We start from the raw sequence: 16,496 nt of genomic DNA on the forward strand, positions 1-16,496 counted from the left end.
AGATATTAGATCTTGTTAGGGTAAAAAAGATTGTGAAGGATTGTACTTAAACTAACGAGCAGCTTAGTTTAAGTACAATCCTTCACAATGTCAGCTACGCTGGTATTGGGCCTTTATGGAAAAATCACCTAACACCTGGGAATACGGATATGATACAATCTGATATGTAATTGACAGACTATTAAGATATTTTTCTATAGTCATGGGAGATTGCTAGAGGGGGCAGCTGATGAGAAAGGAATGAGGAAGATGCGTTTGGGCAGGGTCATGAAGGTGTTGTTCATTCTTCAGTTTGTGCTGATGTACCTATTGGGGGGGACATCCTTGCCGAAGGTGCTTGCTGAGGGGGATCAGTTCTTGATGTGGAGTGAAGACGGAAAAACGTTTGCGTCGTTCGGTCCGAATCAGGAAATACGGATTCATACCGGGCAAATTCGGTTTTTGAAGGGCTGCGGGCAAGGCGGAGCTGATGACTTCGTTGAGCCGTATGCCGATATTTATGTGGTGCCGAGCGGAAAAGGCGCTCCAGGTGAAAAGCTGACGGATGTGTCGGGTTCGCCCAACACGGTACAAGGGGTGCATGGCGGTCTTTTCATATCGGAGGTGATCGGGTACACAGCTCCGGGCGGCAAGATCGGGCCTGGAAAATATACAGTCGTATACGATGAATGCCAAGATGGGACAGTATCGCCGGAGGATAAGGTGTTCCCGGATGCCTTTGAGGTGGTGTTCCCGGCGGATATTCCGAACATCATGGCGGATCCGGCCATCGCGAAAGCGAAGCAAAAGGCAGCCGATGCGGAGGCGGAGTGGCAGGACTTACATGATACATACCGAGATTTTTTCGCGCTTCAATCGAAGTTTGGGACGCTCGGTAAGGTGTGGCAGTGCGGCGGCTTGAAGGAAACGGCCATTTCCGTCAGCACAAGCTTCAGTTTGACGTTGGTTTGTCCCAAAATAGGCGGGAAGCCGCTTCCGGGTGTGGTCACCTCTTGGGATGTACAGAACGGAGCGCTAATTGACGGATTCTTTACAGGGCTGACAAAGGGAGTGGAATGGGCGACCGGCGTGAATCCAAAGCAGCTCGTGCTGAAGCAGATCTTGGCGACAGCTTCCCACTATAAAGGGATTGCGGCCGATCCGCCGAATCCGAATTTCCAGAAGCTCACGCCGCTGGATACGCGTGATGTGATAACGACGGAAAGCAACGATCCGGAAACTATCGCCGCTGTCGGCATCGGCAATGAGCTCGGGAATGAGGGGCCGCTCTTGCGGGCGTTCTTGACATCGATTGAAAAGTATCAAGGAAGCGCGATCGCGAAGGACGGCGATTGGGCGTTGATCCATGCGCGGGCTGTGAAGCAGTATGCGGCTCAGCTGAAGGAACAGATCAGGCGCACCAACACGTCTATTGCGATTGCGAAGCAGGTGGTAGAGGCCGATCCGCGTCCGCTCGATCAAACGGTGGCGGACCTGCAGGCATTCCGCAATGAAGCCGCGTCTCAAGGGCTTTCGCCGGAACTTGTGCGCAATCTGAAGAACTTAGGCTATACAGATGTCCAAATCGATGACATGAAGAAGGAGTTCCTTGCGCAAAGCGGTTCATTCAGCAAGGCAGCCATGCTGAATCAGCTTGATGCGTTGCGCAGCACGAATGACGCGTTGATCGCAGCCTTCGGGGAACTGGCGGTGAACATGGAGGAGGATTGGATCAGCTATTTGACCGCGATGCCGAATGTGCATGATAAAGCCCCGATTGTTAATGCGGGCGGCCCGTATGCGGGGCAAGAGGGAAGTGTAATTTCGTTTGACGGCTCGGCATCGGCAAGCCCGGGCGGCATTGTCAGCTATGAATGGGATTTGGACGGCGACGGCGCGTTCGATGACGCGACGGGACCGAAGCCAACCTATAAATACGATTTGAATGCCAATAAGCTGGCAGGCTTGAAGGTCACAAATGCGGACGGATGGTCCAACATCGGTTACGCGACTGTGTTCATCGAGAACAGCGACAAAGGTCCGATGATTACCAATATGGTGCCGGATAGGGCGGAAACAGAAGTGATTACGGGCGAAACGAAGAACTTCGCGATTGAAGCGGGGGATCCGGAAGGCGATGCCGTCCAAGTCGATTGGTATGTGGACCGAGTGCATGCGGGCTCCGGAAGTGCTTATGCGTATACGCCTTCCGATGATAAGGTCGGAAAGCATATTGTGGAAGCGATCGTGACGGATTCCGCCAAGGAAAGCTACGAAGCAGTAAGCTGGCCGGTATCTGTCCTCATGCCGGATGATGACGGCGACGGATGGAGAAATAATGCGGATTGCCGTCCTAAGGATCCTGGCGTGAACCCGGGTGCGGCGGAAAAACGCGGAAACGGCAAGGATGATGACTGCAATCCGAACACATCGGATGATGATTTCGCGCCGAATGTCTTCTTCAATGCCGGCGGTTTAGGGAAGGTTGTTTCCTTCAAATTGCAGGGAGCGAAAATCGAGGCAGCATCAAGTTCATATGACGGACGTCACGTACCGGAGCAGTTATTGGCCTTGGGAAATGAGTCCGGGTTTCCGTGGGCGACGAGCCGGACGGATAACCAATGGGTCAAAATCAGCTTGGCGGGCAGCGGCACGTATTTGATTGATCGTGTGCAGGTTCAGCCGCGCCCTATGTATGACAATCAACGGGTCAAGGATTTTGAGGTGGCGGTTTCCTCGACGACATTGGATGATGCCGCGTTCACAACAGTGCTGAAGGCAACGGCCGCCAATAACGGCAATGTGCAGGAGTTCAAGCTGCCGAAGCCGGTTTTGGCGAAGTATGTGATGTACCGGCCGCTGAACGCACAGGGCGGGGGAGATGTTATCTCCACGCAGCAGTTCCGGGTGAAAACGCCGCAAATCAGCGTGTCAACGGTGACTTTTGAAAACCTGTCAACCGATCCGGAAGATGATATTGTGTTATGGGAATGGAACTTCGGTGACAATAGCCCTGTCAGCACGGAGAAGAACCCGACCCATACGTTCCCGGATTCAGGCACCTATCCGGTCATGCTGAAGGCGACTGATGCGGCCGGGAACACCGACACATATACGATGCAGCAAACCATCCAAACGGTGGACTTTGAATATGCGCCGAAGAATCCGAAAGAGGGCGAAACGGTGACGTTCTATAACACTTCCATCGGGGCGGATAACGGACAGTTGAAATCCCGCACATGGAATTTCGGCGACGGTTCTTCCGCGGCTGTGCCGAACGATCAGCCGCTTACGCATAGCTTCAAGGATAATGAAGCATACACGGTTATGCTTGAAACCGTGGATCAGAACGGGAAGAAATATCAAGGAAAGAAAACGATCACACCGACGAACGTCGCGCCGACCGTGAATGCGGGTTTAGATAAGGTTGCCCGCTCCGGTCAAAAGGTGGATTTCTTGCCTTCTATCACTGACCCAGGCGCAGACGGTAAAACATGCCGCTGGGATTTCGGCGACGGAACGACTTCGGACGTTTGCAACGCGAGCCATACGTATCCGGCTTTATCCATGGATGCGCCTGATAAGAAATATACTGCTGTTCTGACAGTGATGGACGATGACGGCGGTACAGGTACGGACAGCCGCGACATTATCATCCGGGCTGACCGCGAACAGAAAATTGTCGCCTACTACACATTCGACGGCGACTTCAAGGACTATTCCGGCTATAACAACAACGGCACTCCGACGGGCACGATGTCGTTCGCGGACGGCCTAAGAGGGAAGGCGGCTAAGTTCGACGGGAAAAGCGGCATCAATGTGAAGGATGCGGATTCCTTGGACTTCTCCACCTCCCTGTCGTTGTCAATGTGGCTGTACAAAGAAGATGCGGGGGCTGGCGGCTGGGCGCCGGTGCTTTCCAAGGGCGAAACGTCCAATTATGAGGGGTATGCGCTGCTGCATGATTCTTATGGCATTTCACCGGCAGTCCGCTTCACAGATGGATTCGACGCGACGGACCATAATCTGGCCTCAACAGCATTAACGAAGATGAAGGAATGGTATTTGCTCACAGTGACTTGGGACGGCACGGCCATCAAGTATTATGTGAACGACAAGTTGATGGAGACTAAACAATGGACCGGCGTGTTCCAGAATTCGAACAGCCAGCTGCTGATCGGCTATGACCCGCCAGGGAAAACGGAGTATTTCCGCGGGATGATGGACAATTTCAGACTCTACAACTATCCGCTCAGCCAACAGGAAATTTCTGATTTATACCAAAATGACCAGCAACCGGCCGATCAGGAGCCACCTGTCACAACAGCGCAAGTGACACCGTCTGCACCGAATGGGAATAACGGCTGGTATACGACAGATGCGAGTATCACCCTGACAGCTGCAGACCTGGGTTCGGGAGTGGAGAAGACAGAATATCTTATGAATCAAGGAGCATGGCAGGTGTATAACGGACCGATTGCGATTACTGATAACGGCTTTTACAATATCGAGTACCGCAGTACAGACAAAGCGGGCAATGTAGAGGCAAGAAAGTCCGTATCCCTGAAGCTGGACAAAACTAAGCCGGTGACAACGGCTGAAGTGACGCCATTATCACCGAACACTTGGCGCAAAACAGATGCAAGCGTCATCCTTTCGGCGACAGACCAAGGTTCAGGCATAGACAAGATACAGTACCGGATGGATGAGGGAGATTGGCAAGTCTACGAAACTCCGATTGCGGTGAACACTGACGGTACCCATACGGTGGAATACCGGAGCATCGACAGAGCCGGAAACGCGGAAGAAAGCGAGTCTTTGACAGTGAGGCTGGATAAAACAAAGCCAGTGACAGCCGCAAGCGTGACGCCGGGCCGGCCGGACGGGGCGAACGGCTGGTATACGAAGGATATCACAGTGGAGCTTTCGGCAGCAGATGAGCAGTCAGGCTTGAACAAAACCGAGTACCGGATAGACGGCAGCCAGTGGCTTCCGTATGGGACACCGCTCCAGCTGTCGACGGAAGGCGTCCACACCATCGAGTACCGCAGCACAGACAACGCAGGCAACATGGAGGATGCGAAGACACTTCAAATCAAAATCGATAAAACGGCGCCGGAGCTGACGCTCAAGCTGAATCAAGGGTCGCTTTGGCCGCCGAACCATAAAATGGTGACGATTAAAGTGACGCCGGAATGGAAAGACGCACTATCCGACATTCAGTCAATCGTACTGACGTCGATCACGAGCAATGAGCTTCCTGACGGGTCTGGAGACGGTCATACGGCACAGGATATCCAAAATGCCGCATATGGTACGGCGGACTTCGAGTTCGATTTACGGGCGGAGCGGTCAGGCGGCGGAACGGGACGCATATACACGATTACGTATACGATCACCGATAAGGCCGGCAACGCCAGAAATGTGTCAACAGCCGTGGCAGTGGCTCATGACCAGTCAAAACATTAAGAGATAAAGGAAAAAATAGAAAGCTGAATCCCGCTTTAGGGGCAGCAGGATTAGAATGAATAAAGAAACAGGATGGCGGGGCGTGTCCCTTGCTGTCCTGTTTTTTCTAGTACCGGGCGATCAAGTCAAGAGAGTTCATGCCTTCACAATTTTGTATTAGGAGTAAACATTTTGCCGATTATGTTTAATCAAGAAAAAATCGTTTTTTTGACGGTCTTTTCTAATTACTTGGTTTTATTGCATTAATTATTGCTTCTGTAATTTTAAAAAAGATTTTTTCCAAAAAATAATAATTTTCTTCTTGAGCTAACGGGTAGCGTATGTTAAAAAAGGGATGACTGCGGCGATCCCATTGTCTTATTGTGCTAACTGGGCAGTTTAGTTGAAGAATAATTTACATTTGACTAAAAATATAAAAACATAAATTGGTCCGTGAGTTATAAGAAAGTGGTATATTTTTCTTATGTGTAGTTTAATAAACATCCGATGGGGGGAATTAAAATGGGTGGGAATGCACTGTTTGAAGTATTTATGTTTTGGTATGTGGCAATAATTATTTGGTTATTATTAGGCTTCTCAATATTATTTTTTATCATCGCTTTAATGAAAAAATCCCAGAAATTATTGGGCATAAGTGTTGCATTAATGTTACCCAATATTCTATTTCTGTTTATTGAGGAACTTGAACCAATACTTATGTTTTTATTTATTGTATGGTTTGCTATACAAATTTTTATGTTATTTAGACTTTGTAAGCACATGAACGTTAACACAGCCAAATAAAACATATGGTGTCTTTTTCAACTACCATGAAAATTAACTTCTGCCAGATCCTAAAAATGGCAATACTTAAGTAGACGCAGCTCATTCATTTTTTTTTAAAAGAGCAGGGCGCCTGATCAAGGTGTTTATGGACAACGAATAATGGATTAGGATGCTTCGGTAATTGTCACCGTATAACCTAAGTTTTCTAGTCTTCGAACTGAATGGCGTACAAGTTCCCGCAGTTCTCGTTGATTCCGATCAGGAATAAAACTTGCTTTCAGTAGTCCATGACGAAGAAGTTGGGCTATCCATTCGGCATCTTTAACATCCGTTTTACGTCCCGGAAGTGCCTTCATGTGTTGAGCATTTACAACTAAAAACCCGATTCCTTCGGACTCTAATAAGTTAACAATAGGTTTCCAATAAACACTCGTGCTTTCCATAGCAACGTGAGTACAATTATTCTCCTTAATCCAATCCAATAACTTTAATAGAAAAACCGTTTTAGTAGAAAACGTTTGAATCTCCTTTCCTTGTGAAGTCATAATACAAGCAGTGATATTGTCCTTATGGACATCCAATCCACATGCTCTTTCAATGATAACATCCATTGAAAACTTCCTTTCTAGGCTTGAAAATTGGAGGCTGGTGCAACAATCAGAATTAGGATTAATCTACCATGAGTGCTTCCCGTAAGGGAGCGACAGTTTGTGGTGCACCGTGGTCGTTGGAGTCAGACTAACGGATGGGCTCTAAGGCACCATAGTTTATCGACCTTCCTCTCCCAGCCTTAGGAACAGTATCGACGGATTCGATATATTTTCATTCTTTGTGGTGAAGCGCCGATTTTTGCGCTTCATGGATGGCTAACGGGGCAGGTTAGTTTATTAACAATTAAAGAAAAAGTTCATTTCGGAGGTTGGATTATGGAAAGAGCAATTTACGAAAAAGAAAAAATTGATACGATGAACAAGCCCTTCTTGGTTTGTTGGTTAGTTTTTGGACCAAAAGACTGCTGCAATTTAATTGTCGGGGAAACAAATAAAGTTAAATGTTACTGGGAGAGTCTTGAGGTTAGTTATGATTTTCAATGGTTTATTTTTGATACCAATGAGCAAATGGAATTAGGCATTAAGCAAATAGCAAGTGAACCTACTCCGTTTACCACCTGGATGCTATATAAGGTAGAAGATTGCATAAAAGGCAAAATTCCGGATGAGAAATTTGGAGTAGATCTTGGTAATCCAAGAGAGCCATGGCTATTTAACTGACGGGGCAAGTTAGTATAGGAGGGTATGATGAATTTAATTCATATTATAAATCTACTGAGTGGTGTTTTACTCGTTGGTGCTGGGGTTTGTATTTTTAAATCTCATAGGGTTGTTAACGAATATAAAAAGATTATAGGTATGTTGTTTACTTCCTTCGGTATATTTTACTTATTATTTACTACAGCTATAACAATTTGGTAAATAGGTGCCTTATGAGAGTCACAGGGGATTCCAATTCCCAAAGCACTGATTATTACGAATTCTTTGAAGAATTCCTTATGGAACAATCGGGGCAGTTTAATTTAATAATAAGGTGTAAATAAGCATCTGCTAATCTCCAATAATATGGATTCTTTCTATACTATTATCGCTTAACCTATCAATTAAAGAATTTAACTGGGGCAAATAATCTTTAGAAATATGTATCCTGTAATTTTTCAGATCGTTGATAAATCCCTCGAGCTCTTCTTTCCGCCATTGGATATTGGGTGCATAATAATCGTTTATTTTTCTTAGGTATGTGTAGGAGCCCCAATTCTTTGTATCACAAAATATAGCGTTGTGAAAGGCTTGCTCGATTTCAAAGAAACATACTTCGTTTCCATCCCCATCAAATAGTTGTATGTCTAATCCCACTAATTCGACTCTCCTTAAAAAGCAGGCACCCTCTCACAAGACTAATGAAGTCTCTCTGAAAGGATGCCTTTTGTCTTTATTGCACTTTTACATACGCTGGTTTGCTTTTGTTTGGACGCGCGGACCGCATAAAGTGCCTAGTTTTTGCTTTGGAATGGCGGTTTTAATTCGACACCGTGACCGGCAGGCTTGTAAAGTTCTTTCCGCTGACGGTTGTCTCGACTACCTTCATTACTTTTCCCGCGGCCTGCCTTGGGATCGTAATTTTGTAATTTCCGTAGGAATCTGCATACCCCGTCTTGAGGAAAACCCCGTTGGAGTAGACTTTTATCTTGCTTTTTGAAAATGATTTTCCGGTCACATAGGTTGAAAGAGTGCTGACTGGGTCCATGCCAGGCACATACAGCACTGTTTTCACAGAAGCACTGCCAGCATTGCCCGCCCGGTCGATTGCTTGAACGGAGATTTTCGTGCCATATTGCTGCTTCGGGATGCGTACTGAAAACTTTCCAGTTGTGTCCGCCTTGCCTTGGGCGAGATACACACCATTTTTCAAAACCTTCACAGTCGAGTAGGCCTCGGCTTTGCCGGTGACTGCTACGGATTGACTGTACACGTTATTGAGGGCTGGAGCGGCTGGTGCGATCTTATCCGAAACCGTGACCGGCAGGCTTGTAAAGCTCTTTCCGCTGACAGATGTCTCGATTACCTTCATTACTTTTCCGGCAGTCTGCCTTGGAATGGCGATTTTGTAATTTCCGTAGGAATCTGCGTACCCCGTCTTGATGAGAACCCCGTTGGAGTAGACTTTTATCTTGCTTTTTGAAAAAGATTTCCCAGTCACATAGGTTGAACGGTTACTGACTGCATCGAGGCCAGGCACATACAGCACTGTTTTTACAGAAGCACTGCCAGCATTGCCCGCCCTGTCGATTGCCTGGACTGAGATCTTTGTCCCGTAACTTTGTTTCGGGATGCGGACCGAGAACTTTCCGGTTGCGTCCGCTTTGCCTTGGGCAAGATACACACCATTCTTCAGGACCTTCACAGTTGAGTAGGCTTCAGCTTTTCCGCTGACCGATACAGATTGACTGTAAACTGTATTCAGGACAGGTGCTGCCGGTTTTACCCGGTCAATTACAAACTTTACCGTTTTTCCGACTGCACTTGATGTCGCCGCGTTCGTTTGATAGGCGGCTGAACTCCACGTCCCACCTGTGTTTGTAGTTACTTGGTACGAGCCATCCTGGGTTACGGTTGTCGTTGTTGAAATAGTTTTCACAGTAGTTCCGTTCGATAGGCTGACGGAGCTGTTTGAAGGAACACCAATTTTCACGTTTTCGTTAAAGTAAACAGGGTCGGACGCCTGCTGATCGTTTACGTTCATCCACCTGTAGGCACTGTAGTCATTCATGGAGTATGTCAGCAAGTAAATTCCGTTGATATTTGTATCGACCGAACCCTTTACGACGATGTCCTTTGTCCTATCCCCTTCAAGATTGGAGAAGAACCTGACTCCCGTCATCGGGTCAAACGTGGTGCCTTTTTTGATTGCCCCTGAAGTGACCCCAGTGAACACCGGTAACACTTTTACCGTTGGCAAGTGGTCAGTAACTTCAACAATGGTTGTATTCCCGACCTGGTCCCGCAGGTAAATTTGTTCGATATAATAAACTCCATCTTTCAAAAATTTGGGAACCTGCAATGTTCCTGTCCATTGATTATTTGAGCTGGTGACATTCAAGTTATCCCAAAAAGTATCATTTGCGTTATGAGATTCCTTTCCTGTGAATTGCACCTGGACTTGCGCGAGGCCAGAACCAGTATCCGACCCATTCACAACAACATTCAAGGAATCGCCGGGATAGAGCTCCATCTTGTCGACAGTAATAGATTGGAATACTGGGCGAGTATTGTCTGTAATTGCACCTGAAATTGTCAACTGTGCTTGAGCTAGCATAGGTTCCGATCCGGTCGTATACCTATTTTCGTGGCCAGCTTTATCTGTCAGGAACAGATTTCCGATATCGTAAACACCGTTCCGTGTATACTTTGGAATTGTTATTTCCGCCTCATACTCGCCAGTTGCACTGTTAAGGTAAATATTACTGAAAAGAGCATATCCATTTGTTTCAATATGCCTAAGAGTTAAAGAACCATGCGACAAACCGCTTCCTTCTTCTTTATACCCGATGGTGACAATGACTTTGTCACCGGGCTGGGCAGTCGTTCTGCTAAGCTTTACCGAGGTAAGCTCTGGGGGAGTGGTATCCGTGACTCCGTCGAGCGATTGAAAGCGCAATTTTGATATCAAAGGCGAACTGGTGTCATAGGTTTGTGCATTGCGTGCATTGTCATACAATGTTATATCCGATACATGCCATTCCCCCTGGAGCAGACGACTGTCGGCACGATACGAAAATTCATACGTATTATTTCCGATATAACGCATCATGCTGTAAAAATACTGGCCGGAACTGTGCATTAAATTAATATCGGCATCTGGCGCAGGGCCCGACTCAAAATCGTCTTCAACCGTAAACTGCATTGTAATGATGTCCCCTGTCCGGAATTCAGCCCCGCTGATTGAAGTGGATTTTAGAATAAGCGGTGTTGTATCGGTATCCGCATTTGCAGGCACCACTCCAGCCAGGCTTAAAACCAGCGCAAACAAGAGAACCAAACCCTTTTTAACCATTTACACAAAACTCCTTTACAGATAATATTTTCCTATTTTTATAGTAAGTGATAACCGATGAAAAATATAGATGGTATTACAGAAAAAGGGTGCCCATATATTTCCTTTATCTTTTGTGGTATTTCAAGGACAAAGTGTTTGTTCATGGTGGGATGGGAAATGTGCTTGATTTTAGGTTCCAAGTACAAAATGCCGCTTCTTGGGAGGGGAAATGTCTTTGGATTAGGGATCCAAGGACAAATCGTCGCTTTTAAAAGGGGAAATGTCCTTGGATTGGGGATTCAAGGTACTAATGCGACTTATAAGTATTGAACAATTGCTACATTCTTTAATGCAATAGAAACGCAATTTCACTAAAGGGCAGTGAAGAAGGAATTAAATTATAATGGAGTTAAATATTTAAAATGGGGGACAAAAATGAATCATTTCGGAACTGAATTACGTTTTGGTTTAGTTAAAAATACAAATCAAGATTCATCGCTTATCTATGTTGTAATCCCAGAAGTTATCTTAAAATTTTTGATTCAATATCAGTCCGAATTAAACATACACCTTGATAAATTTACACAATTTGAACAGGATGAAATGAGATACCTTTATACAGAAGAAGTTGAAGAATTGCGGAGATGGGCTTCAGGGGTAATAGTATCATTAAAAAATAAAAATGAAAGTCCAATATTTCAGGAATATAGAAGAACACATCATTTATCCGAGATGCATTTTTCTCAAGAGGACGTAAATGAAGTATTTAATCATCTTTTTTATCTATGCGATGTGGTTATTAATGGGCAAAAAATATTATATGTTTCATCTGGGTATGATGATTCTGCAATGATTGAAGGGTGAAATCATCGTGTGGCTTATTCAGCTAACGGGTGCTTGAGTTCAAGATAACGGCTGTCTTTTCGGCAGCCATTTTTCTTGTTCTGATAACGGACCGGAATAATTGAAGAACATATTTGTTAGTCTAAAGGAAAAAGAGGGTAAATTGAGGTAATGAAAATGTATGAATTTAAAGATGAGTCCGAGAGAAAAGAAAAAAAAATAAGATATACCTATTTTTTATTTATTATCTCGGTTTTAATAAATACATTCATTGACATTTTTGACTTGGCAATTGAAAAAGTTTCTGAAGTTCGCATAGTTATTAGCCTTATATTTTACGGTGTTATCCTTTATTTTGGTTTGCGTAGGAAGTTTTGGGCTGAGGTTATGATTAAATTTTTTGTCTGGCTAAATATTATTTTATTGGTCCTAATTATTACTGTTAAGATTTTAGGGTTGTGGTTCAAATAATTTTTCAATAATCTTCAACTAACGGATGCTTGAGTTGAATATGAATAAGGAAAATCCTTTAAATCCAAGAAAGGATTAACTATCAATGGGAATGACATATGAAGATTGTAAAAAAGTTATTAGAAATATGGAAGAAAGACTTAATTATCACAAGATGATAGCCAAGTACACCAAACAAACAGTAAAGTTAAATAAACAACAAGATTATATAAAATACTGGGAATCGGCTATTCAACAAGCAAAGAAAGACTATAGTTCTGTATACGATAATATTTGACACATTAGAAAGGTTCTTCAACTAATGGGTTCAAGAGTTAAAGATTGGATGGCTACGGCTATCCCTTTTTTTATTGCATTAACGGGGCAGAGTAGTTTAAGAATAATTGGTATAAAGGCAATCTCCTTTTGTCTTAATGGGCGTTACAAATTTGCAAACAAAAAGGTGATTCTTTGTATGTTGGAAAAAAGGGAAGGCACAATCAATGAAATTGTCTATGAATTTACCTCTTATCGTAATGGGAAGTACAGTATCTACCCAACCATTTCACATTTGTACTTACTTTTGAATAAAATTATTCGTTCCAAAGTTACAACCGAATACATCAGAATCACACCATTTTATTTAAATGAAAAGGTTAAATTACAACGTGAATTTGATGAATATATGTTCTATTTGGAATGTAGGGAACAGTTTACCGTCCAAGATGAGGAATTTCATATTTTAGAAAATCTAGGTAGGAATGCTAATACTGTAACATCCGATGAATTTGAAACAGGGAAAATTCTTACCCCCTTGTGCAGATACAATGAACCCAAAACTTATAAATCCTTACTCGAAGGATACCGTAAGTTTTTAGATATGATTTTACCTCGTTTATTTGAATCTGCGAAGATTGACTTGGAGCTTACTGATGAAGACTTGGCATTCGGTTATTTTTGTTTTGAAATCCATAGTGAATAACTGTTTGTGAAACATTGTACTTAAACTATCGGGTGCTAGAGTTGAACAAAGGGTTGCTGCGGTAACACTTTTTCTTATTGAGCTTACGAAGCAGGTTAGCAGGTTAGTTTAATAAGGGAAATAGTTTATGTAGATTAAAAGAAGACTACTGAAATCTCAGCAGCCTTCTTTTTAATATGTTTCATAAATAATTTTTCCTGTCTGGGATGTATCATAATCTCCTAAAGAGTTAACTTCAGACTGAAACTGATTTGATGATAAAATTCCCTTTACAGTGTTTATTAGTCGTTCCGTTTTCGGGGTTTTAAGAATAACCAGGTCATACTGTTCTGTTATTAATGGAACGAAATCAATGCCCACTATTTTTGCAGCTTTCTCAATTCCGACCCCTACATCTACTAATCCAGCAGAGACAGCTGAAGCCACGCTTAAATGGTTGTTCTCTTCGTGCTCATAACCCTGAATGTTCCTAGAAGGAATCTCGTTAATTCTGAGTTGTTCATCAAGAAGGATTCGTGCTCCTGATCCTTTCTCTCGATTAATGGCTTTCACATCTTTTCGCTTTAAATCAGTCCAAGAGGTGAGGTTTAAAGGGTTCCCCTTTTTAACGTAAAAACCTGCTTTTCTTGAAAGGAGGTTTATTAAAATAAAAGGGTAACCCACTAAAATTTTTTTTATATATGGTAGATTATACTCGCCTGTATCTCCGTCAAACAGATGTAAGCTAACGATGTCACCCTCTCCATTGTACATAGAGATTAAGCTGTTTAAACTTCCTGTAAAAGATCTTAATGGTTTATAGGCTGAATTTTTCTCGATGTGTTTACCTAGAATATCTAAAACTAGGTCTTGTCCACTAATAATAATGTTTTGGGAATCCTTTGTTTCGTTCCTGTGAGGATCGGTAACAGAGGGTGGGAATGTAGTATTCTGATTCGTTTTATGATTTTTTATATAATTGTCCAAGTCTTTTGAATCAATTCTCATCTGTCTACCTACACGGAATACAGGTAGTTCCCCTTTTTTAACCAGGTCATAAAGGGTTAATTTCGATACCTTTAAAAGCTGCGACACCTCTTCAATCGTATAGGAAAGCTCCTTTGACATTTACATCCCTCCATCCTTTATTTTAACTTACTATCTGTTAAAAAGTATATTCCAGATAAAAAAATGACAAAAGTGATTTTTCTTCTATTCATTTTAGTTCTAACTAATTATAATAAGTTATAACTAATTATAATTAGATTAGAAAGGGAGAGGGATTATGAAAAAACGAAATCTTATAATTTACTCGATGATGCTATTATTACTGGTCGTGTCTGGGTGTTCAGCCAATGAACAAACGAAAAAGCCAGAAGAGCAGAATCAAAAAGCTTCTGAAAAGAAGGTGGAGTTGACGATTTCAGCTGCTGCTAGTTTACAAGATGCCTTAAATGAGATTAAAGCAACCTTTGAGAAGGAACATTCTAATGTGAAAGTAAACTATAACTTTGGATCTTCAGGGGCACTTCAACAACAAATTTCTCAGGGAGCACCTGTCGATCTTTTCTTCTCTGCCGCTGAGGACAAATTCGATAAACTGGTGCAAGACGGACTAATCGTCAAGTCAAAACGAATTGATTTAGTTGGAAATGAACTAGTATTAGTGATACCAAACGATTCAAAAAAGAAGATTAAATCATTCGAGGACCTTACCAAAACAGATAAAATTTCCATTGGTACCCCAGAGGCTGTACCAGCAGGACAATATGCGAAGGAAACATTAGAAAAATTAAATGTTTGGAAAGCGATTGAAGGGAAAGTGGTATATGCCAAAGATGTTCGACAGGTGCTTACATATGTAGAAACGAACAATGTGGAAGCAGGAATTGTTTATAAAACAGATGCTTTGATTTCACAAAAGGTGAAAATTGTAGCAACCGCAGAGGAAAATACTCACGCTCCTATTATTTATCCTCTAGGTGTGATTAAGAACAGCAGCCATCCTAAAGAAGCCCAACTATTCTACGATTATCTTCAAAATGAAACATCGATGAAAACTTTAGAGAAGTATGGTTTTAAAGGAATAAATTAATATACAATGGCAATTGACTTTTGGTCACCAGTCAGACTATCCATCGAGATAGCAACTGTCTCTGGAGTATGGGTATTAATTTTAGGAATATTTTTTGGGAAGGTGATGGCTAATACGAAATTTAAAGGGAAGACCGTAGTTGAAACTGTTTTCCTTTTACCATTGGTATTGCCACCTTCTGTCATAGGTTTCTTGTTAATTGTTTTATTTGGAAGGAATAGTCCCATAGGACAAATGTTAGAAGAATTGTTTAAACAACCTGTTATGTTTACGTGGTGGGCTGCTGTTATTGCCTCCTCTGTTGTAGCTTTCCCTCTTATGTATCAATCTGCTAAGACAGGGTTTGAAGCCATTGATGAGGAAATTGAGAATGCAGCTCGTGTGGATGGTGCAAATGAGTTCAAATTATTTATGTTTATTTCCATTCCACTTGCACTTAAAGCTATCATTTCGGGTGCAATATTGAGTTTTGCAAGAGCATTAGGGGAGTTTGGAGCTACTTTAATGTTTGCTGGAAACATTCCAGGAAAAACCCAAACCATTCCAACAGCAATATATGTAGCTATTGATTCAGGCAATATGGAATTGGCTTGGTTATGGGTGTCGAGTATGATAGGTATTTCATTTTTAATGTTAATATGCGTACATCTAATGAAATCGTGATGGCATATGAATAAATAATCTTTTTTTAATACAAATGGAGGCATTCCTATCATTAGGGATGTCTTTTTTTATTGATGAAGGGTGCGATGCCCTTTACAAGGCATCGCCTTTTTTGGGTTGATTAGCGAGGCAGATTGTGTGCACGATTAAACTTAACTCTTGATGAAATAGCTAAACATATTGGAGGATTCGATGCAGTAACAGAAGAGATAAATGAAGAATTTAAAAGTGGTTTAAAGGAATCTAAAGAATACATTGATTCCTTAATTAATAATGATACAAATAAGAAAAAGTTTAGATTTAATAAAATTTTCTTTTGAGGTAGCGGCATTGTCACTCTTTTTAATTTGTAGTGATGATTGTGAAGGAATGTACTTAAAGTAATGGGGGATTGAATTCAAAAAGGTATAGATAAGGTATAATTATTAAAAATATTGAATAAATATTCATTTTATGTTAATATAATAGTAGTTTAGATTCTTCTGAATTTAGACCTCCTAAAATGGACTTAGCATAGACCACTAAGTTCAACTTTGACCTTTGATTATATAGATCAAAGGTATTTTTTGTTTGGATATTGTTATAAATTTGGCACTCATTCTACATAATTATTGATTTTAATTGGATAATATTTTTGTGAAATTTTGCACTTAAACTGACGGGTCAGTTTAGCATTCCTGTAGA

13 protein-coding genes and 1 pseudogene are annotated in these 16,496 nt (G+C 42.5%); 10 read left to right on the forward strand and 4 right to left on the reverse strand.

Features of this window, described 5'->3' with window-relative positions:
- Positions 1–333 precede the first annotated feature (333 nt).
- Positions 334–5,448, forward strand: coding sequence for an OmpL47-type beta-barrel domain-containing protein (locus COE25_RS23240; RefSeq protein WP_257208936.1), 5,115 nt, complete (start codon positions 334–336; stop codon positions 5,446–5,448).
- A 501-nt stretch (positions 5,449–5,949) separates the two neighbouring features.
- Positions 5,950–6,231 carry a hypothetical protein gene (locus COE25_RS23245; protein WP_098934327.1) on the forward strand — a complete coding sequence of 94 codons (282 nt, stop codon included), beginning with the start codon at positions 5,950–5,952 and terminating at the stop codon, positions 6,229–6,231.
- Between the two features lie 203 nt (positions 6,232–6,434).
- On the opposite strand, the pseudogene COE25_RS23250 reads toward COE25_RS23245, so the two are convergent.
- Positions 6,435–6,824 (reverse strand): annotated as a pseudogene (locus COE25_RS23250) (IS110 family transposase); the annotation flags it as partial.
- A 315-nt stretch (positions 6,825–7,139) separates the two neighbouring features.
- Between COE25_RS23250 and COE25_RS23255 the strand changes: the two are divergent.
- Positions 7,140–7,484: a hypothetical protein gene (locus COE25_RS23255; RefSeq protein ID WP_098934328.1), complete on the forward strand. Its 345-nt coding sequence runs from the start codon at positions 7,140–7,142 to the stop codon at positions 7,482–7,484.
- Positions 7,485–7,814: 330 nt separating this feature from the next.
- Here the strand turns inward: COE25_RS23255 and COE25_RS23260 are convergent, their stop codons facing one another.
- Positions 7,815–8,120 carry a hypothetical protein gene (locus COE25_RS23260; protein ID WP_098934329.1) on the reverse strand — a complete coding sequence of 102 codons (306 nt, stop codon included), beginning with the start codon at positions 8,118–8,120 and terminating at the stop codon, positions 7,815–7,817.
- 163 nt (positions 8,121–8,283) lie between these two features.
- Positions 8,284–10,818 (reverse strand): Ig-like domain-containing protein, encoded by a 2,535-nt coding sequence (locus COE25_RS23265; protein WP_098934330.1) that lies wholly within the window; start codon positions 10,816–10,818, stop codon positions 8,284–8,286.
- A gap of 159 nt (positions 10,819–10,977) precedes the next feature.
- Here COE25_RS23265 and COE25_RS31005 point away from each other — a divergent pair, with 159 nt between their 5' ends.
- The 4 genes from COE25_RS31005 (at position 10,978) to COE25_RS23285 (ending at position 13,075) form a co-directional block, all read left to right on the forward strand.
- Positions 10,978–11,130 carry a hypothetical protein gene (locus COE25_RS31005; protein WP_180247581.1) on the forward strand — a complete coding sequence of 51 codons (153 nt, stop codon included), beginning with the start codon at positions 10,978–10,980 and terminating at the stop codon, positions 11,128–11,130.
- A 105-nt stretch (positions 11,131–11,235) separates the two neighbouring features.
- Positions 11,236–11,664, forward strand: a complete 429-nt coding sequence (locus tag COE25_RS23270; RefSeq protein ID WP_098934331.1) for a hypothetical protein — start codon at positions 11,236–11,238, stop codon at positions 11,662–11,664.
- 156 nt (positions 11,665–11,820) lie between these two features.
- Positions 11,821–12,114: a hypothetical protein gene (locus COE25_RS23275; RefSeq protein WP_098934332.1), complete on the forward strand. Its 294-nt coding sequence runs from the start codon at positions 11,821–11,823 to the stop codon at positions 12,112–12,114.
- 454 nt (positions 12,115–12,568) lie between these two features.
- A complete protein-coding gene (locus COE25_RS23285; protein ID WP_142354501.1) occupies positions 12,569–13,075 on the forward strand; it encodes a hypothetical protein in 507 nt (168 codons plus the stop codon).
- 171 nt (positions 13,076–13,246) lie between these two features.
- On the opposite strand, the gene COE25_RS23290 is transcribed toward COE25_RS23285, so the two are convergent.
- Positions 13,247–14,182: a substrate-binding domain-containing protein gene (locus COE25_RS23290; RefSeq protein WP_098934335.1), complete on the reverse strand. Its 936-nt coding sequence runs from the start codon at positions 14,180–14,182 to the stop codon at positions 13,247–13,249.
- Between the two features lie 157 nt (positions 14,183–14,339).
- Here COE25_RS23290 and modA point away from each other — a divergent pair, with 157 nt between their 5' ends.
- From modA to COE25_RS31250, 3 genes are all read left to right on the forward strand, one after another.
- Positions 14,340–15,149 carry a molybdate ABC transporter substrate-binding protein gene (modA, locus tag COE25_RS23295; protein WP_098934336.1) on the forward strand — a complete coding sequence of 270 codons (810 nt, stop codon included), beginning with the start codon at positions 14,340–14,342 and terminating at the stop codon, positions 15,147–15,149.
- Between the two features lie 6 nt (positions 15,150–15,155).
- The gene (gene modB, locus COE25_RS23300; protein WP_098934337.1) at positions 15,156–15,812 is read left to right on the forward strand and encodes a molybdate ABC transporter permease subunit; all 657 of its coding nucleotides are present in this window, start codon (positions 15,156–15,158) and stop codon (positions 15,810–15,812) included.
- Positions 15,813–15,946: 134 nt separating this feature from the next.
- A complete protein-coding gene (locus COE25_RS31250; RefSeq protein ID WP_098934338.1) occupies positions 15,947–16,132 on the forward strand; it encodes a hypothetical protein in 186 nt (61 codons plus the stop codon).
- Positions 16,133–16,496: the final 364 nt, after the last annotated feature.

This window comes from Bacillus sp. AFS031507, assembly GCF_002584635.1.
GTDB lineage: Bacteria > Bacillota > Bacilli > Bacillales > Cytobacillaceae > Neobacillus.

Coding starts and splice junctions, on each gene's coding strand:
- modB (WP_098934337.1), top strand. CDS start 15,156: ATGGCAATTGACTTTTGGTCACCAGTCAGACTATCCATCGAGATAGCA.
- COE25_RS23270 (WP_098934331.1), top strand. CDS start 11,236: ATGAATCATTTCGGAACTGAATTACGTTTTGGTTTAGTTAAAAATACA.
- COE25_RS23255 (WP_098934328.1), top strand. CDS start 7,140: ATGGAAAGAGCAATTTACGAAAAAGAAAAAATTGATACGATGAACAAG.
- COE25_RS23285 (WP_142354501.1), top strand. CDS start 12,569: ATGTTGGAAAAAAGGGAAGGCACAATCAATGAAATTGTCTATGAATTT.
- COE25_RS23290 (WP_098934335.1), bottom strand. CDS start 14,182: ATGTCAAAGGAGCTTTCCTATACGATTGAAGAGGTGTCGCAGCTTTTA.
- COE25_RS23245 (WP_098934327.1), top strand. CDS start 5,950: ATGGGTGGGAATGCACTGTTTGAAGTATTTATGTTTTGGTATGTGGCA.
- COE25_RS23265 (WP_098934330.1), bottom strand. CDS start 10,818: ATGGTTAAAAAGGGTTTGGTTCTCTTGTTTGCGCTGGTTTTAAGCCTG.
- COE25_RS31005 (WP_180247581.1), top strand. CDS start 10,978: ATGTGCTTGATTTTAGGTTCCAAGTACAAAATGCCGCTTCTTGGGAGG.
- modA (WP_098934336.1), top strand. CDS start 14,340: ATGAAAAAACGAAATCTTATAATTTACTCGATGATGCTATTATTACTG.
- COE25_RS23275 (WP_098934332.1), top strand. CDS start 11,821: ATGTATGAATTTAAAGATGAGTCCGAGAGAAAAGAAAAAAAAATAAGA.